General features: G+C 70.6%; 21 protein-coding genes and 1 pseudogene. 8 read left to right on the top strand and 14 right to left on the bottom strand.

The window, feature by feature from the left end:
• Positions 1 to 110: 110 nt before the first annotated feature.
• The 4 genes and pseudogenes from KCH48_RS12525 to KCH48_RS42195 all read right to left on the bottom strand — a co-directional run.
• On the bottom strand, positions 111 to 854 hold the full coding sequence (locus KCH48_RS12525) for a hypothetical protein (RefSeq protein ID WP_210573169.1): 744 nt from the start codon (positions 852 to 854) through the stop codon (positions 111 to 113).
• Between the two features lie 662 nt (positions 855 to 1,516).
• Positions 1,517 to 1,882 (bottom strand): hypothetical protein, encoded by a 366-nt coding sequence (locus KCH48_RS12530; protein WP_210573801.1) that lies wholly within the window; start codon positions 1,880 to 1,882, stop codon positions 1,517 to 1,519.
• A 16-nt stretch (positions 1,883 to 1,898) separates the two neighbouring features.
• Positions 1,899 to 2,591 carry a transcriptional regulator gene (locus KCH48_RS42190; RefSeq protein ID WP_246885287.1) on the bottom strand — a complete coding sequence of 231 codons (693 nt, stop codon included), beginning with the start codon at positions 2,589 to 2,591 and terminating at the stop codon, positions 1,899 to 1,901.
• Positions 2,592 to 2,951: 360 nt separating this feature from the next.
• Positions 2,952 to 3,152: pseudogene (locus KCH48_RS42195) on the bottom strand (multiprotein-bridging factor 1 family protein); the annotation flags it as partial.
• A gap of 410 nt (positions 3,153 to 3,562) precedes the next feature.
• On the opposite strand from KCH48_RS42195, the gene KCH48_RS12540 reads away from it, so the two are divergent.
• The 3 genes from KCH48_RS12540 (at position 3,563) to KCH48_RS12550 (ending at position 5,844) form a co-directional block, all read left to right on the top strand.
• Positions 3,563 to 4,021 carry a hypothetical protein gene (locus KCH48_RS12540; protein WP_210573173.1) on the top strand — a complete coding sequence of 153 codons (459 nt, stop codon included), beginning with the start codon at positions 3,563 to 3,565 and terminating at the stop codon, positions 4,019 to 4,021.
• A gap of 9 nt (positions 4,022 to 4,030) precedes the next feature.
• Positions 4,031 to 4,702 carry a trans-aconitate 2-methyltransferase gene (locus KCH48_RS12545; RefSeq protein WP_210573179.1) on the top strand — a complete coding sequence of 224 codons (672 nt, stop codon included), beginning with the start codon at positions 4,031 to 4,033 and terminating at the stop codon, positions 4,700 to 4,702.
• Between the two features lie 371 nt (positions 4,703 to 5,073).
• Entirely contained in the window at positions 5,074 to 5,844 is a 771-nt protein-coding gene (locus KCH48_RS12550) for a hypothetical protein (protein WP_210573181.1), read from the top strand.
• 48 nt (positions 5,845 to 5,892) lie between these two features.
• On the opposite strand, the gene KCH48_RS12555 is transcribed toward KCH48_RS12550, so the two are convergent.
• The 4 genes from KCH48_RS12555 to KCH48_RS12570 form a co-directional block, all read right to left on the bottom strand.
• Complete coding sequence (locus KCH48_RS12555; protein WP_210573803.1) at positions 5,893 to 6,681, bottom strand: GAF and ANTAR domain-containing protein; 789 nt, start codon at positions 6,679 to 6,681, stop codon at positions 5,893 to 5,895.
• A gap of 109 nt (positions 6,682 to 6,790) precedes the next feature.
• The gene (locus KCH48_RS12560; RefSeq protein ID WP_210573804.1) at positions 6,791 to 7,576 is read right to left on the bottom strand and encodes a TIGR03943 family protein; all 786 of its coding nucleotides are present in this window, start codon (positions 7,574 to 7,576) and stop codon (positions 6,791 to 6,793) included.
• Complete coding sequence (locus KCH48_RS12565; RefSeq protein WP_210573184.1) at positions 7,573 to 8,586, bottom strand: permease; 1,014 nt, start codon at positions 8,584 to 8,586, stop codon at positions 7,573 to 7,575. Before KCH48_RS12565 ends, KCH48_RS12560 begins: the two co-directional genes overlap by 4 nt.
• A gap of 93 nt (positions 8,587 to 8,679) precedes the next feature.
• The gene (locus tag KCH48_RS12570) at positions 8,680 to 10,023 is read right to left on the bottom strand and encodes a helix-turn-helix transcriptional regulator (protein ID WP_210573185.1); all 1,344 of its coding nucleotides are present in this window, start codon (positions 10,021 to 10,023) and stop codon (positions 8,680 to 8,682) included.
• 90 nt (positions 10,024 to 10,113) lie between these two features.
• On the opposite strand from KCH48_RS12570, the gene KCH48_RS12575 reads away from it, so the two are divergent.
• Positions 10,114 to 10,305 carry a hypothetical protein gene (locus tag KCH48_RS12575; protein WP_210573853.1) on the top strand — a complete coding sequence of 64 codons (192 nt, stop codon included), beginning with the start codon at positions 10,114 to 10,116 and terminating at the stop codon, positions 10,303 to 10,305.
• Here the strand turns inward: KCH48_RS12575 and KCH48_RS42200 are convergent.
• Both KCH48_RS42200 and KCH48_RS12585 read right to left on the bottom strand, forming a co-directional pair.
• Positions 10,302 to 10,604: a Uma2 family endonuclease gene (locus tag KCH48_RS42200; RefSeq protein WP_307840870.1), complete on the bottom strand. Its 303-nt coding sequence runs from the start codon at positions 10,602 to 10,604 to the stop codon at positions 10,302 to 10,304. The two genes, KCH48_RS12575 and KCH48_RS42200, sit on opposite strands and share 4 nt — an antisense overlap.
• Positions 10,605 to 10,773: 169 nt before the next feature.
• Positions 10,774 to 14,742, bottom strand: coding sequence for a hypothetical protein (locus KCH48_RS12585; protein WP_210573186.1), 3,969 nt, complete (start codon positions 14,740 to 14,742; stop codon positions 10,774 to 10,776).
• Between the two features lie 264 nt (positions 14,743 to 15,006).
• Here KCH48_RS12585 and KCH48_RS12590 point away from each other — a divergent pair, with 264 nt between their 5' ends.
• Entirely contained in the window at positions 15,007 to 15,918 is a 912-nt protein-coding gene (locus KCH48_RS12590) for a ribosome-inactivating family protein (RefSeq protein ID WP_210573187.1), read from the top strand.
• A gap of 8 nt (positions 15,919 to 15,926) precedes the next feature.
• On the opposite strand, the gene KCH48_RS12595 is transcribed toward KCH48_RS12590, so the two are convergent.
• A complete protein-coding gene (locus KCH48_RS12595) occupies positions 15,927 to 16,202 on the bottom strand; it encodes a DUF397 domain-containing protein (protein WP_210573188.1) in 276 nt (91 codons plus the stop codon).
• Complete coding sequence (locus KCH48_RS12600) at positions 16,162 to 17,010, bottom strand: helix-turn-helix transcriptional regulator (RefSeq protein ID WP_210573189.1); 849 nt, start codon at positions 17,008 to 17,010, stop codon at positions 16,162 to 16,164. The genes KCH48_RS12595 and KCH48_RS12600 overlap by 41 nt, the downstream gene beginning before the upstream one ends.
• An 86-nt stretch (positions 17,011 to 17,096) precedes the next feature.
• Here KCH48_RS12600 and KCH48_RS12605 point away from each other — a divergent pair, with 86 nt between their 5' ends.
• The 3 genes from KCH48_RS12605 (at position 17,097) to KCH48_RS12615 (ending at position 19,781) form a co-directional block, all read left to right on the top strand.
• A complete protein-coding gene (locus KCH48_RS12605; RefSeq protein ID WP_210573190.1) occupies positions 17,097 to 17,540 on the top strand; it encodes an ATP-binding protein in 444 nt (147 codons plus the stop codon).
• 101 nt (positions 17,541 to 17,641) lie between these two features.
• Positions 17,642 to 18,421: an NPP1 family protein gene (locus KCH48_RS12610; protein WP_210573191.1), complete on the top strand. Its 780-nt coding sequence runs from the start codon at positions 17,642 to 17,644 to the stop codon at positions 18,419 to 18,421.
• A gap of 109 nt (positions 18,422 to 18,530) precedes the next feature.
• Entirely contained in the window at positions 18,531 to 19,781 is a 1,251-nt protein-coding gene (locus KCH48_RS12615) for an amidohydrolase (protein ID WP_210573193.1), read from the top strand.
• Here KCH48_RS12615 and KCH48_RS12620 read toward each other — a convergent pair whose 3' ends face one another.
• Both KCH48_RS12620 and KCH48_RS12625 read right to left on the bottom strand, forming a co-directional pair.
• Positions 19,782 to 21,137 carry an extracellular solute-binding protein gene (locus KCH48_RS12620; protein ID WP_210573195.1) on the bottom strand — a complete coding sequence of 452 codons (1,356 nt, stop codon included), beginning with the start codon at positions 21,135 to 21,137 and terminating at the stop codon, positions 19,782 to 19,784.
• Entirely contained in the window at positions 21,134 to 23,629 is a 2,496-nt protein-coding gene (locus tag KCH48_RS12625; protein WP_307840871.1) for a VWA domain-containing protein, read from the bottom strand. Before KCH48_RS12625 ends, KCH48_RS12620 begins: the two co-directional genes overlap by 4 nt.
• Positions 23,630 to 23,631 lie beyond the last annotated feature (2 nt).

Below are 23,631 nucleotides of genomic sequence, written 5' to 3' on the forward strand. Positions count from 1 at the left end.
GGCCCGGTGATGGGAGATCACGTCCTCCGGGTAGATCGCTAATGGTGGAGTCGGGTATTGGAGCTGTCCGAATGTCTCAGCCTTGAGGAGCGTTAGGCGGGACGGCTGACTCACTCCGTTGGCGCGAAGCGTGAGCGTTCCGCTGAGGGGAAGCGTCGCCCTTCAGCATCGAGGAGGTCGATCAGGTCGATGAGTTGGTGCTGGATCCGGGCCAGACGGTCACGGGCCTGGTCGGGCTCACGGGCTGCGAGCTCGACGTGATCGAGGATTTCCTGCATCCACTCGGAGAACGCATCTTCAGCAGTGAGCTGCGCGCAGAATGTGGCGTAGCCGATGCATCGGCGCTCACCAGGCTCGCTGTCCGGATCGATCATGATTTCACCGACCGCTCTTTGATCCGTGCGGAAGATCCGGAAGCACTCTGCACCCGGGGTGTGCTCGACGTCTCCGAGAGTCCTGCTGATCCTGTTGAGGGTGAACATGATCTGCTGGTTCGCCCTGTTGCTTCCGAGGTCAAGGAACTGAAGATCCCTGCGGAAGATCTCGGCCCATCCCAGGTACTCAGCGAACAGGAACGCAGTGCTCCTCTTCACGTAATGCGCTTGCTGTTCAGTGCCCGCCAACAGGAAGGAACTTGTGAACCCCTTCATCCCTCGAAGGTCGGCTTGGTAACCCCTGAGGATGTTGTAGATCCTGCTCTGAAGATCGAACGCTGTCCATAACAGCGCATCCCGGTATCGGCTCATGTAGTCCCTGCGGTCGAGGGACTTCGCCTGAACCTGCAGCCGATGCCCCAGGACTGCCGTAAACACCGCGCCCAAAACGGCGATCACAGCCGATATCACCGCGATCATTGGCAGCCCCTGCTCGGGATTCCCGAAGGGGATGGGTCGGGTGGTTGAAATCCCTCGTTCACTTCAGTGATCTCCCGTCTGGAACGCCGGCTGACGTCGGCGGCGTAGGCGGCCCAGTCCACGGCGGATGCCTTCTGCCATTGGACGGCGACCTGGATGTGGACGCCGAGCATCCGGGCAACGATGGCGGCGGGCAGTTCGCCAGCGAGGGTGAACAGGGCTGTGGAGCGGTCCCGATGGGGCCGGATACCGATCTTCTGCAGCCGCAGACCGACCTGACTGTCGCTGAGCGGATGCCCTGGTTGTCCTCCGGGGAAGAGCCAAGGGGCGTCGTCCGGAGTGCCGATCTTGGCCCGTCCTGCTGCAATGGCTGGATGCCGTGCTCGTCGTGCCGGGCGGGCCGACCATGATCCAGCGAGACGAAGACCCAGAGCTTCTGCCCGCCTCCCTCAGGGACGAGTGGCCCGTCGTCATGGCCCGCACCGGCGCGGAGATCGACCGGGCGATCCGGGCTTCCTGAACAAACGCCGTCGGCCAGCACGCCTCCGCTCCACAGCAGCCACGCCAAGGTCCGATGCAGCACCGACCGGATCACCGACGTCGTGAAGACCGTTCTCGTCCTTCATCACGCCTCAACCTGAGGTTGGAAAAGGCTCGTTGTGTTAGTCGCTCTGAATACTCGCCCTCTCGATAGCGTCGAAAATGTCGGCGTCCGTCTCCTTTTGCCACTCAGGAAGCTCCGACCAATCCGCAACATAGCCCGGCTTCGGGTCTTCGATCCACCGGTAGATCTGAGCGATCCAGCACGTAGCAACAAAGCGACCGCGTTGCTCCCGAGTCAGCTGCGCCGTGCTGCCGCCTGAAGTTTCGACAAATTCACGCACCTGTCGGCACACGGCGGCGGCGGACTCTCGCTCCCAATCCGGCGTCTCCTCCCACGGGGTGATGTATCCCGGCTTAGGCTCTCCGGGAAAGTATTTCTTGACACCCTCGATCCATGCCTCACGGAAGATGCGGCTTTCATCGATACCCACGGATTACCTCTCATCCCGAGAATTTCAATGCCGAAATCTGCCCTATCAGGTCCCTGACCCTGCGGTCCTCCTTCAGCGGTTCAAGCTGCATCTGGAGCCCGTAGAGTTTGCGGCCGACCCAGCCTGAACCGCGTTGCCGCGCGATATTCAGAGCTTCGATCGCGTACGACACGAGTTGGTCAACGTCCCGCCGCTGCACCCCGAGCAGAGCCAGATCCGCCAAAATGGCACCCCTCCGGCGGGAAGTCGGGGGCAAATCCTTCAGTGCAGCGTTCAGCGCATTCTCGGCCAGATCAGGCCGCCGGAGTTTCGCGAAGCAGGTACCGCGCTCCTCCGCGAGACGGGAGCCGTCGAACCTCAGCCATCCTCCGTTGTGCACCGGCCCGGAGAGGGAGTGCACTTCCTCTGCTTCATCCAGGGCACGCTTGCAGGCGTCGAAGTCTCCAATGGCTGCGAAATTCTCTGCCTGAACGGCAGCGACCCAATGCCGGGTAGCAAGCTGCGTATCCCCCTGCCGGGCCACGTCACGGGCCAGTTCCAACAACGGTGCGGTCTCCTCGTACCGCTGATCACCGCACAAGCCGATAAAGGCATGACGGGTCAGGGCACAGGCCCACAGGTCGGGATTCCGGGCCTCACGTGCCGCGCTGGCTGCGAGGGTGTAGCAGTGTGCTGCGTCCGTGTAGTGGTTGCCGTCGAACATGATCTCCCCGGCGAGCTGGAAGACATCCGCTGCATCCGCACAGAGACGCCTGTGCGCCGCTCCACGCGCTCCGCGAAGCGCACTCGACAACTCGGCTGCCTGATCGCGGACAAGGGGGTACACGGACTGCTTCGACGAGGCCAAGGAGTACACCTGCCACAGATGCGGGCCCATACTCGTGGATCCCGCTGACGCCGTCGCTGCGGCGCAGGTAGGCATGGAGACCATCGCGCCTGCCATGGTCACTAGTTGCAAGAAGTCGCGTCGGATCACGTCGTCAAAGTCACCCCCCTCCACTCGCGTTCGCGGTAGTGACGTCTCGTCCGGTACCGACACGGCCAGTGCCAGCAGGTCCTCCAGCTCGGCCGGGGTCACCTTGAGGAGTCTTGCGAGCTTCGGCCAGAGGAACCCCTGAGGGGCCGCCTCTCCGCGTACCCACCGGCCAACCGTGGTGCGGTCGACTAGCAGGGCATGTGCTAACCGCTCCTGACTGTAGCCGCACGCCCTGATTCGCCGCTGTAGACGATCACGCCTGTCCGCCATACCTCGTCCTCTCGGCATGCCGTCTTCCCTGGTCACGGTAATGGATGCGTCAGACGTGCGTCATAACTGCGGCAAAAGTGACGTGGTCACGGCCCATGTTCCGGCCGTTCACTGAGGGCCCGTCCGCTTCAACTCCTAGCGAGAGGCCGTGAGATGACCGTGAAGGCTGAGGAGCCACAGGCCAACGCCGAGAGCTCAACCGTCTTCATCGAAGGCGAGGCGATCCCCAAGTGCCCCGGCTGCCGCTGCCTGGTCATTTGGGAGGACACGACGGGCGTGTGCCTGCACTGCCGGACGCAGATGAGGCCGGACGCATGAACTCCCGCTGCCTGCCGGTGGTTTTGTCCTTCCATGACACGGTCCCCACCCCCCACGGAAGCCCGGCGGACAGCAGGTCGCAAGTGCACCCCAATCCACAAGGAGGCACCATGCCAACGACCGACCCCACCACACCGATCAAGAAGGTGGATCCCCGCAAGCTCATGGATGAGCACCTGCTCGACCGGCTCTCCACCCGCATCACTGCCGATCATCGGCACATGGAGCATGAATACGCCCGGCGCATCATGACGGAGACCGTGAAGTTCCTCGTCGCCGGAGTCAAGAGCGACGGGCCCCTCTCTCCCTCGGAAACCGTCGACATCGGGTGGCACACGTTCATCCTGCACACGGCGGACTACGCCGAGTTCTGCGACCGGGTGGCGGGATACTTCATCCACCACAACCCTGAGTACCTGGACAGGAAGACCCACGGAGGGCCGAAGAACGTCCGGCAGCGCACCCTCGACGCCATCACAGCGGCCGGATTCGAGGTCGACCTTCCGCTGTGGCCGGCTGTGGCGGACTGCCACCAGTGCCACGCCGGGTGCCACGACAGCCCGAAGTAGGGGGACCACATGACCACAGCCCAGTTCTGGGGCGACTACGCCCGGACCAAGCCATCCCCTCGCGAGACCAACGCTGCCGGAGAGCGCACGTGGTTCAACTGGACCCAGTACCCGGAGCACGGCCCCGGTGAGGAGATCTTGTGCCGTCAGGGCTTCGGCATGCCCGAACGCGCCCTGGAACTGGGCTGCGGCTCCGGCCGTAACATCGCACACCTCGCCGGCCGCGGAGTGACCTCCGTCGGGCTGGATCTGTCGGACGTCCAGCTCTCCAGAGCCCGCGCGAAGTGGGGAGATGTGGAACACCTGCACTTCGTCCAGATGGACGCGACCGAGTTCCTGGGCAAGACCGAGGACCGGTACGACGCCGTGTTCTCGATCTTCGGCGCCCTCTGGTTCACCGACCCCGCCGTCTCACTGCCCCTCGTACACGAGCATCTGAACCCGGGTGGAGTCCTGGCGTTCTCCCACGCGCCGGCCATCGACGGCTGCTACGGGGCCCAAGGGGCGTACAAGGGAGACTTCGCAGGTGCCCCGCCGATCTTGCGCCGCTGGGCCTATACGCCCCAGATGTGGACGGGAATCCTGCTCAACTACGGCTTCGTGGACGTGTCAGCGGTCGTGCTTCCGGCCCCGCATGCCGGCGATCTGGGGACACTTCATGTCCGGGCTGTACGCATCTGAAACACAGCCGAACCCGGCCGTCCCCCAGACCCACGCTTCGGCCTGAACGGCCTTGTCCTCGAACGCCGGACGGGCTGAAATGCACGGAACGGTGAGATAGGCGACGAGCCAGCAGCCGTCCCGCCCCGCCCAAGCTGCGGGCATGCGTGCCGCCTGGGGCGGCACGGGTGGGCGCAGGCGGCACCCCGTCAGCGCCGGGCTGCGCGACCCCCCCCGCCTCAGCCACCGCGCCGGGCCGCGCGACCCACCCCCGCCCAGCCCCCACGCCGCGCACCCGCTCACCCGGACGGCCCGGCGCGCTGGTGGCCCCCCGTCGCCGGTGGTGCCGTAGGAGACACGCCCCCGCCCCGGCACCCCCAGGAGCCCCCTCGATGCCCCGCACTCCTGCTGTCCCCCTGCTCCTCGCATCCGCCCTCGTCACCATGACCGCATGCTCGGTCGACTGGCCGGAAACTCCCTCCGTGGCCGATCAGCCCAGCACCCCCACCCCCGCACAGTCACCGTCACTCTCCCCCTCACCCGCAGCCGCCCCCTCCCTCACCAGAGCCCAGACAGAAGCCGCACTCATCACCGAGACCGACCTCGGAGACCCCTGGATGCCGACGGAAGGGGCCGCTACCTGGCGGGACGGGCTGCTCAAGGCGGCCGCGCGGCCGGCGGAGTGTCAGCGGCTGCTGAACACCGTCTACACGGACGAACTGTTCGGCACGGCCACGGGGACGCGAGCCGTCGTCGCGCTTGACGACGCCTGGGACGGGGCGCAGTTGCGCTATCAGGTCGTCACGCAGCGCCCGGCGGAGGTGGAGAGCACGCTCGCCTGGCTGAGGTCGCTGCCGAGGACGTGCGCCACGTTCGCCGCGACGACCGCACAGGGGGCCGTACGAGAAGGCCAGGTCAGCGGACTGGAACTGCCCGACGTCGGCGACGCCCGCGAGGCGGTCCGGCTCACGCTCACCGGCGAATCGGCGGAGGGCGAGTTCACGCTCACCCTCGACGTCGCCGCCGTCCGCGTGGGCGCCGACGCGCTCGCGCTGACCAACGGCGGCATCGGCGAGGTATCGGCCGAGGTCACGCAGGGCGTCGCGGAACTGGGCGCCGCACGCCTCGCCGAGGTCCGCAAGCGGGGCCGCGCGGAGGTGTGAGGACGAAAGGCGGCAGCCTTCACCCCCTTCCACGCCTTTCCACGCCCTTCAATCCCGCTCGAACCTCACCCGCTGCGCCACCACATCCCGCGCCACATCCACCGCCGTCCGCTCCTGAGCGAACGCCCGCCCCCGCAGCCGCGCCATCGCCTCGTCCGCCCCGACCCCCAGCTGAGCCATGATCATCCCGGTGGCCTGGTAGATCTCGTCGTGCTCGGTGGCGAGCCCGCTGAGCCACCGCCCCGGGTCGAGCGCGCCGTCCTCCTCGCGTGGCAGGGCCATCAACGCCACCGTCATGACCCCGGCGACGAGCCGCGCGGTCCGCAGGTCACGTGCGTCGAGCGCGCCGGGCTCCCGGCGATACAGGTCAAGCGTGCCCAGACACTCCAGCCCCTCCGGCCCGGCACCGTCGTCCTCACCGCCCAGCGGCACCGCGTACGCCGCCCGTATCCCCACCGCCGTTGCCTCCATCGCGAACACCGGCCAGCGCCGCGCCCCCTCCTCGCCCGCCAGATCCTCGGCGAACACGGCCGCCCCGTCCTGCGCGGCGGACAGACAGGGCCCCTCGCCCAGCGTCGCCTGGATCTCCGTGAGCCGCTCCGCCAGCTCGTCACTCGCGCACAGTTGTACGGGCATCCCGCCGCCGTGCAGCGAAACGGTCGCCCCGGTCACGTCCACCAGCCGGACCGCGACCGCGCACAGCCGCCCCGGCACCTCAGCGGGCCGGGCACCCCGCACCTCCTCGCCGATCACACGGGCGGTGGGATCACGTTGCCGGGGACCCTCACCGCCGGCGGAACCGCCGTGCCGTTCGTTCCTGGGCCGCACGGTCACCATCTCCTCCATACGGTGCGGCCTGCACGGTCTCTGCGTCCGGGGCGGCCCACAGGACCGTCCGTCCCGGACGCCGCCCGACTACCCGAGGCACCAGGCCCGAAACGCCCGCCTACCGCTTCTCGTACGGATCCGAAGGCTGCTTCACCCGCACCACCGACCCGGCGTCCAGCACCGGCGGCCAGGCCGCGTCGCTGCCCAGCTCGCCCTTCGGACGCCAGGTGCCGGTGACGGTGACCCACGCGTCGGTGGGCGGAGGCCCAGAAAGGTCGGTGCCCCGGATCTCGACCTTGCTGGCGGTGGCGTCGGCGGCGCAGCAGGTGACGTAGAGGCGGGTGACGTACCAGGTGCCGTCGTCGTCCTGGGTGACGAAGCCGGTCATCCGGACGGTACGGCCCTTCAGTGACCGCCCGCTGTCGTAGATCGCCCGGGAGCTGAACTCGGCGAGCGTCAGCCGCACCGGGTCCCCGGAGGGCAGCGCGGGGAAGGTCCCGACCCCTTGAGCCGCCCGCTGCGCCGCCTCGCGCCCGGCGCTGTAGGACCCGAGCGCCGGGGGAGGGAAGAGGAGCAGGGCGAGGGCGGGAAGGGCGAGCAGCCAGGCCAGCCGGGGCCCGGGATGCGCATGCCCATGACCTCCCCCATGACCTTCCCCGTGCTCATCCCCATGGCCTTCCCCGTGCTCCTCTTCTCCCTCTTCTCCCTCTTCCTCCGCGTGCGGCCCCCGCCACCGTACGACCCCCGCCCCCGCCCCCAGCAGCACCAGCACCGCCCCGGACACGACGAGGTAGGGCCGTAGCCCCGACTGCACATACCGCAGGTACAGCTCGCTGAACAGCGAGATCCGCAGGATCGCGGCGCCGGTCAGAAGGAGCAGGATCGCCGAGCCGTAGCGCCTCACAGCAGCCACCACCCCACCAGCACGCTGCTCGCCACGGCCACCACCCAGGTCACGGACGAGAACCGCAGCGCGAAGCCGCGCCCGAAGGTCCCCGCCTGCAACGCCATCAGCTTCAGGTCGACCATCGGGCCCACCACCATGAACGCCAGCCGCGCGGTCGGCGAGAACCCGGTCAGGGAGGCCGCGACGAACGCGTCGGCCTCGCTGCACACGCACAGCACGACCGCGAGGACGGCGAGCAGCAGCACCGACAGCCAGGCGGAGCCGGTGAAGACGTCCAGGACGGAGCGCGGGACGGCGATGTTGAAGGTGGCCGCGGCGGCCGCGCCGAGGACGAGGAAGCCGCCCGCGTGCAGGAAGTCGTGCTGGAGCCCGGAGGCGAAGCCGCGCAGCCCGGTCGTCGCGTTCGACGGCGTCGTACGGCCCTTCGGCAGCCGCAGCCACTCGTCCTTGCCGAAGCGCACCCACAGCCAGCCCATGACGACGGCGGTCGCGAGGGAGGCGACGAGCCGCCCGAGGACCATCATCGGCTGCCCCGGGAAGGCGATGGAGGTCGCGACGAGGACGACGGGGTTGATCGCGGGCGCGGAGAGGAGAAAGGCGAGCGCGGCGGCCGGGGCGACCCCTCGCCTCATCAGGCTCCCCGCCACCGGCACGGACGCGCACTCGCACCCCGGCAGCACGACGCCCGCCGCACCGGCCACCGGCACGGCGAGCGCCTGGTTCTTCGGCAGAAGGCGGCTGAAGACCTTCTCCGGTACGAAGGCGCCGATCGCCGCCGAGACGACCGTCCCGAGGAGCAGGAAGGGCACGCCCTGGACGGCGACGGCGGTGAAGACGGTCCACCAGGCGGCGACGGGCGGGGTGTAGAGGTCGAGGGCCGCCATCGGCCCCAGCACGGAGACGACGGTGGCGATGGCGAGGAGCGCGGCGCCACCGAGCACGGCGTACGCGATGGTGCGTACGGTGATGCGCAGCCCGTCGGCCACAGTCGTCCGTTGGTTTTCCACGTGCCTCGCCCTGGTCGTCCCTATGTCCTCGCGTTTTCCTCGCGATTTCCTCGCGCAGGCTAACCGCAACCCCTGTGGGAAGGTCCTGCCATCTCAAAGAGGGGGCTGTGCGGGTGCGGGTCCGAGGGTGGTGGTGCCGGGGGCCGTACGGTGTCCCAGCCCCGTCCGGTACGCGTCCAGGGCCGCCTCCACGCGCCCGGTCCGGCGCAGCAGATCGCCGAGCAGCCGGCACAGGTCGGCGAGGTCACCGGCGGCGCCGGCGCGCTCCAGCAGGCTGAGCGCGCGTACGTAGTGCTCCTCGGCGTCGTCCGTGTCGCCGGTGTCCTCGGCGATGATCCCGAGCAGCCGGTGAGCGGCGGCGGCGTGGACGGCGCCGCGTTCGGAGGACAGATCACCGAGGACGCCGTTCAGGAGGGCCGCGGCCTCGTCGGACTTGCCCCTCCGGTGGAGTACGTCGGCCAGCTCGACGGCGACCTGGCTGCTGTAGAGGGCGGCGCGCTTGGCGGAGAGCATGTCGAGGGCTTCCCTCAACTCGTCCTCGGCGCGCTCCAGTTCGCCGTTCTGCGCGCACACGTACCCGCGCATCCAGTGGCAGTTGGCGAGTTCGGTGCGGATCTGCAACTGCCGGTACAGCTCGGCCGCCTTGGCGAGCGAGGCGTCGGCCTCGGCGAGGCGCCCTTCGGCGAGCAGGGTGCGGGCGACCGACCGGTGCATACGGGCCACCAGCGCCGGGTCGCCCGCGCGCGGGGCGAGCGCGAGGGCGAACTCGGCGGCCTGGGCGGCGCGGGCGTGGGCGCCCATGTCCATGTACGGCCCGATGGCGGAGGCGTAGAGCAGCAGCAGGGCGTCCGGGTCGTGCAGGCCGCCCCGGTTCAGCTCGTCGAGGGTGGACTCCAACAGGTAGACGGCGTACCGCAGTTCACCGGCGAGGTAGTGCGCGACGGCCCGGCCGCGGATCGCCGGGACACGGGCGGGCAGCGGTGCGTCGGCCAGGGTCTCCTCGGCCCGCTCGAAGCACTTGCGCGCCTCGACCAGCTCGCCGGTCTGCGTCCCGCATTCCCCCAACCCCAGCAGCGCGGCGGCCTGTTCCTCCGCCAGCCCGTGCGGCTCGGTCTCGTCCAGCACCGCCCTGAACGCGTGGGCGGCGGCCTCGGTCTCGCCGGTGGCGAGGGTCCGCTGCGCGCCGGTGAGCTGGAGCCGGAGCTCGGTGACGAGCCGGGCGGACCGCCCCTTGGCCAGCTCGTCGAAGCCGACGCCGAGCCGCTCGGCGAGATGCCGCAGCGCGTCGTCGGAGGGCCGCACCCGGCCGGCCTCAAGGGTCGACACATAGGCGGGCGTGTACGCGGGCTCGGCCAACTGCCGCTGCGTCAGCCCCTGCTCGACCCGCAGCCGCTGCACCCGGCGCCCGATGATCTCCGGGTCGTCCCGCTCCGGCATTCCGCCCAACTCCCCTTGCCCCTCTTGCCGTTCGGCAAGCACAGCCTCTAGGTTAAACGGCGGATTAAACGTGCGTAGGAGACCCGCTTAATGCACTCCTCAACCCCCCGCCGCTGTGAGGTCGCCGTGCTCGATCGCACCAGCCCCACCCAGCGTTACACCCGAGGCATCGCCGCCGCCGTCATCGCGGTAGCGACCCTACTGCTGGCCGCGAACGCGGGCCCGGCGAGGGCGGCGGAACCGGAACCGGCACAGCAGCAGCAGGTTCAGCAGGAGTCCTAGAACTCCCCGGTGTCCAGCTCGAACCCGAGGGGCTCGGGGAGCGGGACGGCGAGGCCGAGCTTGCGCTTGGGGCTCTTGGCGTAGTCGTCGCCCGACGGCTCGGAGTAGACGATGACCTCGCCCTCCTCACGGTCGATGAGGAGGTAGACGGGGATGCCGGCGCGGGCGTATCCGCGGATCTTCTTCTCACGGTCCCGGACGGCGGTGCTGTCCCGATGCCCGTGTAGTTGCGCAGCGATCGATCGGGACGTCGATCGGTGTAGACGCCGAGCCCGCACAAGGAATCCGGAGCCGACCACCCGAACGAGTGTGCTGTTACGTTTCCGCTCTTCAGGCCGCTGCCCCGGCTGAGGGGGGGATTCGGACCGGGGCAGCGACAGCTCGATCGTCACGGGCCGGGAGTTGATCGGCCAGCCTCTCGATCACGTCAATCAATCGCCCCTGACCAGGCGAACCAATGCCGGAGGGTCAGTCCCCGCACACCTTGCGATACGGCACGTCGGTCACGTACGTCTGCCACTCCGTCCGCGTCAGTCCGTGCCCTCCCGTCCGGGCGCAGACCGACTCGATCGCCTTCGACGGGTCGATCGTGTAGCGCTGGAGGGGCACGTGCGCGCTTCCCGCGTACAACGTGCCGCTGTCCGCGCCGAACGCCACCGTGTCGATCCCGTCGCCGGGTGTGGTCAGCGGTCCGCCGAGCGGCTGGTGGCTGGCGATGTCCCACAGCTGCAGACTTCCCGCCTCGCCGCCCACCGCGAGCGTGCGGCCGTCGGGGCTGACGGCGAGGGCGCTGACGGCCTCGGAGGTGTCGTCGATGATCGCGTCGACCACGCCCTCCGGAAGCGCGGGGAAGGCGTTGGGCAGGGTCCCCTCCCGCTGCCGGACTTCTCCGTCCCACAGCGCGACCCGGCCCGTCTGGTCCCCCGCCATGAGCCGCGAACCGTCCGGGGCGAAGGCGAGGGCGCTGATCTCGTCGCCCTTGGCCAGGTCGCGTGGGGTGGATCTGCCGCCGGGCAGGGCCGCCGTGCGGTTGTCGCCGGCCAGGAGCCCGCCGTCGGGGCGAACGGCCAGGTGGCTGCTGGACAGGCCGGTGAGGAGCGCCGTCCGGCGGTGGCCGGCAAGGTCCCAGGTCTCGTTGCTCAGCTCGCCGACGGCGGGGGTGCGGGTGAGCTGGAGCGTACGGGCGTCCGGGCCGAGGGCGAGCGTGATCACCGCCCCGGCCGATGTCCTCGTGGCGAGGTCGAGCGTGGTGCGGGTCCGGCCCTGGGTGACGTCCCAGATCGTGAGGCGCTGCGGGGACGCCGTGTACCCGGGCGCCGAGACGGCGTACGCGAGCGCCTTGCCGTCGGGGGAGAAGGCCAGGAGCGGGAGGGTGGCCTCCGCGTGCACCGGCATGGAGGGGTCGCGGGAGACGGGGAGCGGCGTGGCCGGCAGTGTCCTCAGGAGCCGGTTGTCGCGGGTGTCGCGCAGCTCGAAGCGGTAGGTGTCGCCGGTTTCGCCGATGCGGCGGGCGGTGGCCAGGGTGCGGCCGTCCGGGCTGATCAGCACCTTGCCCAGCGGCTCGTCCTGCCAGGCGGAGGTCACGGCGTTCGCGACGTCCAGGGAGTGGGCGGTGCCGCCCTCCAGGTAGCGCAGCACCGGGCGCTCGGGGTCCCAGGCGAGACCGCCGTCCAGATGCTGGTTGTTGAGGGGGTGCCGGAACACCGGGGCGGCGACGCCCATCCGCCACACCCTGATCTCCTCCCCGTCGGCGGTCGCCAGGAAGGTCCCGTCCTTGCTGAAGGCGGCGTACCTCACTCCCGTCTCGGGCAGGTCGGCCAGTTGCTCCCCCGACCGGACGTCCCAGACGCGCACGCCGCTCGGGATCACCGCGGCGAGCTTCTGTCCCCCGCCGAGCACCAGATGCGCGTACTCCTGGCCGCAGATGTCGGCCGCGCGTTCCCAGCGCCCGTGCACCGTCCTCCGGCCCGTCAGATCCCGCACGTGGAGCGGGCCGTCCCCGGTGGGGCAGACCGCGAGGAGCCGTCCGTCGGCGCTCGGAGCCGCCGTGGCCATGCTCATCGACTCGGTCTCGAACAGCGGCTTTCCGTCCGCGGCCGAGTGCACCCACACCCTGGCGTCGTCCACGCCGTGCACGACGTACGTGCGCTCGGCGAACTCCACGAAGGTCGAGGCCGGCAGCCGGTCACCGAACCATCGTCCGGCGGTCGTGTCCCACAGCCGTACCCCGTCGTCCCGGCGATCCCCCTGGGCCGCCAGCAGCCGCCCGTCCGGGCCCGCCCCGATTACGGTGCCGTCGTCCCGGCGATCCCCCTGGGCCGCCAGCAGCCGCCCGTCCGGGCCCGCCCCGATTACGGTGCCGTCGTCCCGGCGATCCCCCTGGGCCGCCAGCAGCCGCCCGTCCGGGCTCACCCCGACCGCGGTGCCGTCGTTCCCGTCACCCCCCCGGATCGCCAGCAGCCGCCCGTCCGGGCTCACCCCGACTGCGGTGCCGTCCTCCGGCAGCCGCCCTTCGGCGATCCGCCGGTGCCGTGCCACGTCCCAGGTCCGCCAGGTACGCCCCTCGACGCTGAGCAGCGTACGGCCGGAGTCCGTCAGGTAGCGGGAGGGGCCGTCGCCCGGCGCCGGGTCGCTGAAGGTGTCCAGTTCCTGCTGGCCGAGCGAGCCCAGTAGCGCCCGCCGGGACTCCGGCAGTTCGGCCACGCGCCAGGCGGCGACACCCAGCAGTTGCGCGGTGCGGGGGTCGGTCGTGCGCAGGGAGTCGGCGAGGGCGGCGACGCGGCGGGCCGCGTCGTCGACCCGGCGGCGCTCGTTGTCCCGGCTCTGCGTCCAAGCGGCGAGAGAAGCGACCAGCGCCACCGCGAGGACCGCCGCCAGTACGGCCACCCCGGCCCGTGTCCGACGCGTGGAGCGGGCGGCGGCCCGGCGCTCCGCCTCGCGGGCGGCCAGCGCGGCGGTGAGGAACTCGCGTTCCGGCACGGTCAGGGAGCGGTCGTCCTCGTGGTCGGGGAACAGTTCCGCCACCCGGTCCAGTCGGGTGCCCCGGTACAGGGCGCCGGAGTCGCGGTCGTGCTCCAGCCAGACCCGGGCGGCCTCGGTCAGCCGACGGTGGTGGCGCAGCCGCTCCCGGTCCTCCTCGATCCAGCCGCGCAGCCGCGGCCAGCTGGTGATCAACGCCTCGTGGGCGAGCTGGACGGCATCCTCGTCGACGGTCAGGAGACGGGCGCGGGCCAGCCGCTCCACCACCACCGGCACGTCGGGACATGCCCACTCCTCCCGCTCGGCCTGGGTGAGCGGCCGCCGGGTGTCGGGTGTGCCCTGGCCGGGCTCGACCATTCGCAGCAGCAGCCGCCGGGCGGCATCCGCCTGGAGTGCGGTCAGCTGCCCGTACGCCTCCTCGGCGCTCGCCGCGATGGCACCGCGCACCCCGCCGGCCGCCTGGTACGCGGCCAGGGTGAGCACCCGGCCCTTGCGCCGCCGCCAGGTCTCCAGCAGGGCGTGCGAGAGCATCGGCAGCCCGCCGGGCTCGTCGAGGACCTCCTCCACGATCCGCGCGGTCAGCTCCCGCTCCACCAGGAGCCCGGCCTCCTGCGCCGGCTTGACGACCGCCTCGCGCAGCTCGTCCGCGGTCATCGGGCCGACCAGCAGCCCGGCGCCGCACAGCGTGTCCGCCAGGCCACGGTGCTCGCCACACCGGGGGTAGAAGTCGGCCCGTACGGCGATGAGCACCCGCAGCCGGCTGCCGGGGTCCCGGGCGGCGAGCAGCAGATCGATGAACCGGGCCCGCTCCGCCCGGTCCCGGCACAGGGTGAAGACCTCCTCGAACTGGTCCACCACCACCCAGCTCTCCGGCTCGTCCGCCGCCGGGGCCAGCAGATGCGCGTATGTGGCGGCAGGCCGGTCGCCGGGCGTCAGCACCCGCAGCACCGCCGGACGTCCCCGCTCCGCGATCTCCTTCTGCAGCCGGGGTATCAGCCCGGCCCGCAGCAGCGAGGACTTCCCGCTGCCGGACGCACCGAACACCGCGGCGAACCGGTGCCCGCACACCAACTGGAGCAGGTCGTCCGTCAGCCGGTCCCGGCCGAAGAACAGCCCCTGGTCGGCCGGCTCGAACCGGGCGAGACCCCGGTACGGCGGCGCCGCGTCCTCGTCGTCCTCGCGGACCTCCCCCGCCACCTCCGCCTCGGCGTCCTTCCACCGCGACTCCCACTCGTCCGGGTCGCCGCCGCAGGCCCGTACGTAGCCCTGGACGACGGCGAGGGACGGCAGCCGTTCGCCCGCCGCGGCCTGCGACAGCGTTGTCGCGGAGAAGCCCGCGGTTTCGGCCATCGCCCGGTACGAGGGGCTCCCCGCGTCGCTGCGCAGCTTCCGCAGCTCGTGCGCGAGCCGCGGCACGGGACCGGCCGTCGGGTCCAGCGGTCTTTCCGGGCGCCCCATGCGCACCTCCCTGTACGTGGCCCTATACGTGGCGAAATAGCTGGCGAAAGCGACATCGAGCGCGACGAACGTACAAGCCGCCCGGTGACGGCCAGGTGGCCCACGGGTGACATCCAGGCGATGCGGCATGTGATGTCCATCAATCCCCTTCCGCCCACGGGATTGATTGACCTGACAAAAGGGACGTGGCAATCAACGTTCCGGTTGCGAGCGTCAGTGGGGCAAGGCCGGATCCCGGCACGCCGAACAACTGGAGGACAGCGCATGCCCCACACAGACGAGATGTCGCAGCAACGCACCCGCAGGGTCACCATCGGCACGGTCGTCACCACTCTGGTGCTGTCGATCTTCGCCACCCTGCTCGGGCCGCTCGGCGTGCTGTCGAGCGCGAACGCCGCCGACGGCCACATCACGTGGAAGATCGGGGACGACAACCCGAACAGCCCGACGAGCTACGTCCAGGTCGTCAGGGCGATCCGCAACGCGGTCGACAGCGGCAACCAGGCCGCGGTGCCGGGCGCCGGCTACCAGGTCATGCACACGGACACGGCCGCGAGTCAGACGTACGTCGACATCGACGTCGAGGACGCGTACAGCGACGCCTACGTACGCGTGCGGATGCGCGCCTCGGACCTGTACCTGATGGGCTGGTGGGCGAACGACGGCCGGTATCACTACGCCGACGAAGGCCAGGCCTCGACCAGCAACAGCGTGAAGGCGCCCTTCAAGGAGAACTACATCGACCTGGAGCAGAAAGCCGGGACCACGCGCTACGACGTGGCGTACAACGAGCCGAACCTGAGCAACACGGTGCACTCGCTCCTGAAGGCGGGCGACACGCGTGACCAGGCGCGAGCGTTCCTGATGTTGGCCCAGGCCCTCGCGGAGGGGTCACGCTTCCGCCCGATCGCCGACTTCTTCCACCTCGCCTCCGCCCCGAACGTGCAGGAGTCCCGCCTGCCCTCGCAGTACGTGGACATGGAGAACAACTGGGGCACGTTGAGCGAGCGCTTCAACCGGATGATGCGCGACCAGCAGAGCGAGCCGAGCTCGACCGCCCTGTGGATCTGGTCGTTCGTCAAGTCGAAGGGCGAGTGGGTCAAGATCTACCTGAACGACCCGAAGACGTTCGCCGCGTACTGCCTGCTGATCGCCCTCGGCAAGTACAGGGGCTGAGGAGCGGGCTACGCGCCGCCGCGCCCGACGTGACCCACGAAGGCGACATACGCCTCCGGGGAGAGCGTGAGGGTGCCGGCCTCGGGGTTCTTGGAGTCGCGGACGGCGATGTGCGGAGTGAGGTCGGCGACCTCGACGCACTCGCCGCCCGTGCTTCCGCTGTAACTGGACTTACGCCAGGCGGCGCCGCCGAGGGGGGCACACTCGACGCAGTCGCCGCCGCTGCTGCCGCTGTAGCTGGACTTACGCCACGTCGCGCTCCTCAGCTGCTGGCTGGTCTCCATAGCGCTCCTCCATCACGTGGGCGATCAACTCTGCCGAGTCCCGTACCGAGAGGGCGGCAGCTCGCAGTTGATCGTAATGGAGCCAGCCCTCGCTGACACTGTCCGGATTGGCCGTCATGTGGCCCTGGATGAAGTCCTCGGTGTAGACGACGTCCGGATCGTCGTCGAAGCGCAGGAGGTTGAAGGTGCCCGTCAGGCCCGGGTGTTCTCCCGCCGAGAACGGCAGCACCTGGATCTTCAGGCGCCGTTGGTCCCGGAAGCTCAACAGGTGCGCGAGTTGGTTTCGCATCACCTCCCGGCCGCCCATGGGCCGGTACAGCACCGCCTCGTCCAGCACCACCCACACCAGCGGCGGCTTCGCCTTCCGCAGGACGCGCTGCCGTTCCATGCGGGCCGCGACCAACTCGTCCAGTTTCTCCGGTTGGGGTGCGCCCAGCACCGCCCGCGCGTACTCCTCCGTCTGCAACAGCCCGTACACCAGCTGGCACTGGTACGTGGAGATGTACGTCGCCTTCGCCTCCATCTCCGCGTACGGCTGAAACCACGTAGGGAGTTGGCTCCGCAGCACCAGCCCGACCAACCGCGAAAAACACCCGTCCGTCAGCAGCGCCGCATCCGCCCGCTCCGCGAACTCCCTGGTCGGCACCTTGTGGGCGGTCTCGATCTGGCCCACCAGGGAGCCGGTGCAGAAGATGCACTCGCCCAGCTCCTGCTGGGACATCCCGGCTGACTCCCGGTACCGGCGGAGCTCGGAGCCGAAGTAGTCCAGCGGCGAGGCGGTGGGGTCGAGTTTGCGGATGTTGGGCATGCGGCGGTCACCCCCAGGTCGGAACGCGGCGCGGCGTTCAGTTCGGTCTGTAGCCGAGCGTAATCACATGACTCCACGCTGATGACATGAATCACGCAACTGCCACCCCCGAGGAAGGACTTGGCGCCCGGCATCTGCGCCGCATCCTCCGCCTGTATCTCGCCACCTGGGGGATGGACGACCTGTACGACTCGGCGTCCCTCGCGCTCACCGAGCTGATCGCCAATGTCGTACGCCACTGTCCCGGGCGGCGTGCGACGGTGCTGATCCTGCGGCTGCCGGAGGAGCGGGGAGTGCGTGTCGAGGTCACCGACACGAGCTCGCGCCCGCCGTTGTCCACAGCTGTGGATGCGCTCGCCGCGGGCGGGCGCGGGCTGGTGATCGTCGAGGCCGTCACGGATCGGTGGGGGTGGGTGCCGTTGGCCGAGCGGCCCGGCAAGACCGTCTGGTTCGAGTGCGACGCCAAGGCCGCGGGGGAAGGGGAGGTGACGCCACGAGGAACATCCCCCCGAAACGCCGAGGACGATTGATCGCCCTGATCAGAACATGCCGCCGATCAACCCCCCGCGCTCCAGTCTCGGTCTCGTCCCGCCGAAATCCCGGCAGAACGAACCACCACTGGAGCACCCGCATGTCGCAGACAGCCAAGGCCCGCAGACGGTCCCGCCTCACCAAGGCCGCCCTCGTCCTGGGCAGCGCCGCCGCCCTGACCGTCGGTCTGACGGGCAGCGCGAGCGCCGCCGTCCTGAATCCGCTGCCGTGGAACGCGAGCACGTTCCAGAGCAAGTACATGCCGCTGTTCGACTACGACTCGGACGGCTGCTTCCCCGCGGCGGCGGTGGACGCGGGCGGACAGCTCAACGGCGGCCTGAACAACAGCGGCTCGATCACCGGCGGCTGCCGGACCGACCACCTCGGCAAGGCCAACACCTACGCGCAGTCCCTGTGCAAGAACGGCTGGTGCGCCTACGTCTACGGGCTCTACTTCGAGAAGGACCAGACGCTCAACGGCGCCGACGCCTTCGGGCACCGCCACGACTGGGAGTCCGTCGTGGTCTTCCAGAAGCAGGGCGAGGAGCGCCCGCGTTACCTGGCCGCCTCCCGGCACGGCGGCTACAGCACCCACCCGATCAACGAGGTGCCGATGGACGGCAACCGCGTCAAGATCGTCTACCACAAGGACGGCGCGAGCACGCACGCCTTCCGCTTCGCCGGGTGGGGCGAGGACACGGAGGCCTGGGGTCCGGGCAACAAGTGGGACACCCCGGCCCTGGTCACCATGGAGCAGATGGACAAGACGCCGCGCGACGCCCTGTGGAACTCCCAGTGGGGCAAGGCCAACTTCCCGCTGACCAACAATCTCGTCGGCAGCATCAACAAGGCCCGGCCCGGCGAGGTCCCCGCGTTCTGACGCACGGACCGACCCCTGAACCGCCGCTGGCGGGACACACTCCCCCCTCGTCCCGCCGGCGGCCTTCCGCATACGCGGCCCCGACAGGTGATCGCCCTACCCTGACGCCATGACGTCTGCTGCCGCACGCACCGCGCTGGACCTCACCGCCGACCTGCCCCTCCCCGCCCTCGAGGACCTCTACCGCGATCTGCACCGGCACCCGGAACTGGCCTTCCGCGAGCACCGGACGGCGGCCGGGCTCGCCAAGAGCCTCACCGCGGCCGGGTTCGACACAGCCGAGGGCATCGGCGGCACCGGCGTCACGGGCCTGCTGCGCAACGGCGACGGCCCGACCGTGCTGCTGCGGGCCGACATGGACGCGCTGCCGGTCGAGGAGCGGACGGGGCTGCCGTACGCGTCGCGGACGCCCGGGGTGATGCACGCGTGCGGGCATGACATGCACGTGACGTGGCTGACGGGCGCGGCGCAGGCGCTGGCCGCCGGACGGGACGCCTGGTCCGGGACGCTGATCGTGGTGGGCCAGCCCGCCGAGGAGTCCGGGCAGGGAGCGGCCGCGATGGTCGCGGACGGGCTCTACGACCGTGTGCCGCGCCCGGACGTCCTGCTCGGCCAGCACGTGGCGCCGGGTCCCGTGGGCCTGTTCGGCCACCGTGCCGGGCTGATCCTCTCCGCCACGACGGACGTCGACATCGTGGTGCACGGGCGCGGCGGGCACGGCTCGCGTCCGGAGACGACCGTCGACCCGGTGGTGACCGCGGCCTATCTGGTGACCCGGTTGCAGACCGTCGTCAGCCGCGAGGTCGCCCCGCGCGAGTCGGCCGTCCTGACCGTCGGCCGTATCGAGGCGGGCACGGCGGCGAACATCATCCCCGCCACCGCCCGGATCTCCCTCAACCTGCGGACGCAGTCGGCGGCGGTGCGGGACCGCATGGTCGCCGCGATCAGGCGTATCGCGCAGGGCGAGTGCCTGGCCGCCGGCTGTCCGCGCGAGCCGGAGGTGACGCTGGGCGACGCCTTCCCGGCGACGGTGAACGACGCCGCGACCCACGACCGTATCGCTGGGGTGCACCGCGAGGTGTTCGGTTCCGCCGCCGTCTTCGACCCGGGCCCGGCGATGGGCAGCGAGGACTTCGCGCAGCTCGCCGAGAGCGAGGGCGAGGGCGGGCTGCCGTACTCCTTCTGGTTCGTGACCAGCACGCCGGACAAGGTGTGGGACGCGGCGGAGGGCGAGGACCTCAGGGCGCGAATCGACGCGGTCCCCAGCAACCACAGCCCGCTCTTCGCGCCCGATCTCGCGGTGGTCGCGCCGGGGGTGCGGACGCTGGTGGCGGGGGCGCTGGCGTACTTGGTGAGCTGATCAGCCGGGCAGGGCCTTCTTCAGGGCCGTATGCAGTTTCTTGGCCAGCTCCTCCTCCGGCGGCGGGTCATCGGTGAACAGGGGGTCCAGCTGGGCGATCACGGTCTGGGTGAAGGCGCCGTACAGGGCGGTGCGCGGGCGTTGGACGGCCTGCTGCAGTGCGGGGAGGAGCGTGGTGCGGGCGTAGGCCGGGCGGCCTTTCTCGCGGGGCATGTCGTCGGGGCGCTCGCCCGTCGCGGACGGCGCGGGCGTGGCCGCCGCCGTGCAGTCGACCGTGTCGTCGGTGTACGCCGACTCCCGGGTCGCCGCGAACCCCGCGTCCAGCAGACAGCGTTCGCTCTCCTCGCCGGTGAGGAACTCGATCAGCTCCATGGCCTTCCCCGCGCGCGGCGAGGCCCGCGTCACCGCCAGGTTCTGCCCGCCGAGCACCCCCTTGCCGGGCAGCGGGACCACGCCGAGCTGGTCCTCGTCGAGGGTCTGGTGCAGGGTGCCGTAGGCGTACGGCCAGTGCCGCAGGAACGTGGTGCGGCCCGCCGCGAAGTCCGCCATCGACGCGGCCTCGTTCGAGTCGTAGGCGTCCCGGAGGATGTACGGCGTCCGGGTGCGCTCGCGCAGCTCCCGGATTCCCCTCTCCAGCGTCTCGGCGTCGCCGGTGTATTCGCCCCGCTCGTCGGTCAGCTCCAGGTCCGGCACCGCCGACGCGAACGCCTCGACGGCGCCCACGGTGCGGCCCTCGTAGGGGCCGAGCTGGGTGGTCCAGCCCTTCTCGTAGCCCTCGGGCTCGTTGCCGCCGAAGTCGTCGATCACCCTGAGCAGCTTCTTCCAGGTGAGGTCGCCCGTCAGCTCGGTCTGCTCCAGGCCCGCGGCCTTCAGGTGGTCGCGGCGGTAGTAGAGCAGCCCGACGTCGCTGTTGAACGGCGCCGCGTACACCTTGCCGTCCCAGCGGGCGGTGTCGGCGACGGAGTCGATGACGTCGTCGCCGAGCAGGTCGTCGGGCAGCTCTCGTACGAGACCGGACTCGGCGAACTCCGGTACCCAGGTGACGTCCAGGTTGACCACGTCGTAGGTGGCGCTGCCCGACTGGAGGGCGCCGAGGAGCTGGCTGCGCTGTTCGTCGGCGCTGCCGGTGAGTTCGACCAGGGTGGCCTTGAAACCGGTGCCCTCCTTGGCCTGCCGGTCGTTCCAGGCGTCGATGAGCTGCTGGCGGATGCCGCCCTTGCCGGTGACGTCCAGGCCGCTGGCGATGACGATGTCGCCGACCACGTCGCCGGAGGGCTCGGCGGACGTGCCGTCCCCGCCGCCGGTGCAGGCGGCCACCAGCAGCAGGGCGAGCAGGGCCGCCGTCCGTCGGATCACTGGTCCTCCCCGAGTCCCGTCCGTTCGACCTCGGCGGACAGGCCCTTGCCGATGTCGTCGTCGGCGTCCAGGCAGCGGCCACCGCTCGCCGCGGCGATCCGGGCGTCCGGCTTGCCCGCTCCGCAGGCTCCGCCGCGCAGCGACACCATCGCCACCGGCACGCCCGCCGACTTCGCCCGGGTCAGCACCTCGTCGAGTTTCCCGCCGGTCATCCGGTCGTGGTCCCCGCTGTCGGTGATGTAGACGATCAGCTGAGGGCGGTCGTCGGTGCCCTGGTCCGCCATGTCGTCGAGCGCGCCGAGCAGCGCGGCGTGCGGATCGGAGTCGGCGCCGGACCGGACCTCGGCCTGGTCGATCGTGCGTACGGCGTCCTCGCGGTCGTGGGTGGCGAGGGGGAGCAGGGGTACATACCGGTCGCCTTCGGGGGTGTCCGCCACCGCCCGCACGCCGTACTCGTCCTGGCCGCCGAGCCCGCCGAGGGACTGCTTCAGCAGACCGGGGCCGCCGCTGGGCCCGTCCCACAGGGAGGCCATCGAGCCGGAGCTGTCGAGCAGGAAGAGGACCCGGCCGGGACCGTGGGCGGCGCGGTAGGCCCGCAACGCCGCCTCGGTCTCGTTCCGTCCGGCGGCCTCCGTCAGCGGCTTGGGATCGGGCAGCACCCCGGGTGCGGGCCCGCTCCCGTCCAGCAGTGGACGGCGGCCGGTGGCCGCGCGGAAACCCGCGCGCGCGAACGCGTCCCGCCCCTGCCCGTCGGTGAGCCAGGAGCGGAAGTCCGCCACGGCTGCGTCCCGCGCGTCCCGGTCCAGGTCGCCGTCCTGCCAGCGCACCCGCACGAACGTGGGCTCCAGGCCGGGCACGTTCGTCGGGTACTCGGCGATCCGGGGGCTGCGCCGCCAACTGTCGCAGCCGACCCCGGACTTCAGCAGGAATTCGGGGACGAGGACGGCCGTACGGTCGTCCACCGCGTCGTCGCGGGGCAGTTCGCACAGCAGCTGCGCGGCCGTGTCGGACGGCGGCCCCGGCTGGTCGAGCTGTTTCTCCACGTCGAGCGCTCGGTCGGCGTCGTCGTACAGGCCGATCGTGGCGAACAGCGCCGAGTCGGTGAACTCCGGGTCGCTGCGGCGCACTTCGGCCTGGTCCGCGCGGCCACGCAGGTCGGCGATCAGCTCGGCGAGCTTGCGGTCGGTGCGCTGGTCGGCGGCGGGGAGGGTGGTCGGTACGGCGAGGACGACCGGGGAGTACGCGAAGGGCTGCCCCTCCACCTTCAGCGAGGCCTTGGGATTGGTGTCCCGCTCGTGTTCGGCCCGTTGGGCGGCGGCGGGCGAGCCCGGGATCCAGATGTCGGCCTGCGGCCCGATGTCCCGCTGCGGGTTGGTCTCCTCCGCCCGGGGTTCCTGCCAGGGCTCGGACTCCTCGCGCAGCGCGGTCACCACATCGGCGGAACGGGCGCTGTACACCGTGATCCCACTGACCCGGCACCCGTCCCCGTCCGTGTTCTCCTCCGACGTCAGATAGGTGTTCGCCGCCGAGGTGACCGTCGGCTTCAGGTCGGGATCGGTCAGGACGCGCAGTTCGAGGGGCGGCGCGCAGACGGGGGAGGAGCCGACGAGGGAGACCAGGCCGTAGGTGCCGAAGGCGAAGGCGGCGAGGGTGAGGACGAGGGTGCCGAGGGCGGCGGCGCGGTGGCGCAGGTGCTTCAGGAGGGGCGACGGTCTGGGCGACAGGTGAGCCGGTTCTTCGGTCCGCGGCGGCTGCACGGCACCGCTCTCCGGCCGCGCGGACAGCAGTACGTCCTCCCCGGGCTCGGCCCGGCTCTGCGGCACCCATGGCTCACCGCGCATCGTCTTCTGCCTGGCCATCTCCTCACGCAGCTGACCGGAGAGCCATCGGAACCGCCATTCGCCCGGTTTCTCAAGGAGTCGGACGAGCTCGGCGGTGAACGGCGTCGGTGTGGCGGGGTCGCCCGCGTCGATGCGGTGGTTGGCCTGCACGCTCATCAGCAGCAGCACCCGCCGCTTGCTGTACTCGTGCTCCCGCTCCCAGGCGACGCCCGCGTTGCCGGCATAGCAGCAGTCGAGGACGACCACGATCCGCTCGGCCTTGCTGCTGAGCAGCACGGTCTGCACGTCGTCGTACTTCGCCGCGCCGGGGAAGACGGTATGTCCGCCCCTGATCACGCGCGCATCGCGCATCTGCAGGAACAGCGGGACGCCGGAGCTGGGCGTCGCGCCGTGCCCGGCGAAGTACAGCAGGAGCAGCCCGTCGGTCTCCGCGGCGGCGGAATACAGCGCCTCGTTGAACTTGCCCTGCGAGGGCGACCGACAGACGGTGATCGAGTCGTCGTCGAACACACCGCCCTTCAGCAGCGCCCGCCTGAGCATGTTCAGGTTGTGTTCGACGGCGGGAAGATCCCCGGGCACCCCGTGCGGCGGCTTCTTGTCCTCGTACGTGGACACCCCGACCAGGAGCGCCCGGTTCTTGCTGGGACTCACCG

This window comes from Streptomyces sp. GESEQ-4, from assembly GCF_017948455.1.
Taxonomy (GTDB): domain Bacteria; phylum Actinomycetota; class Actinomycetes; order Streptomycetales; family Streptomycetaceae; genus Streptomyces.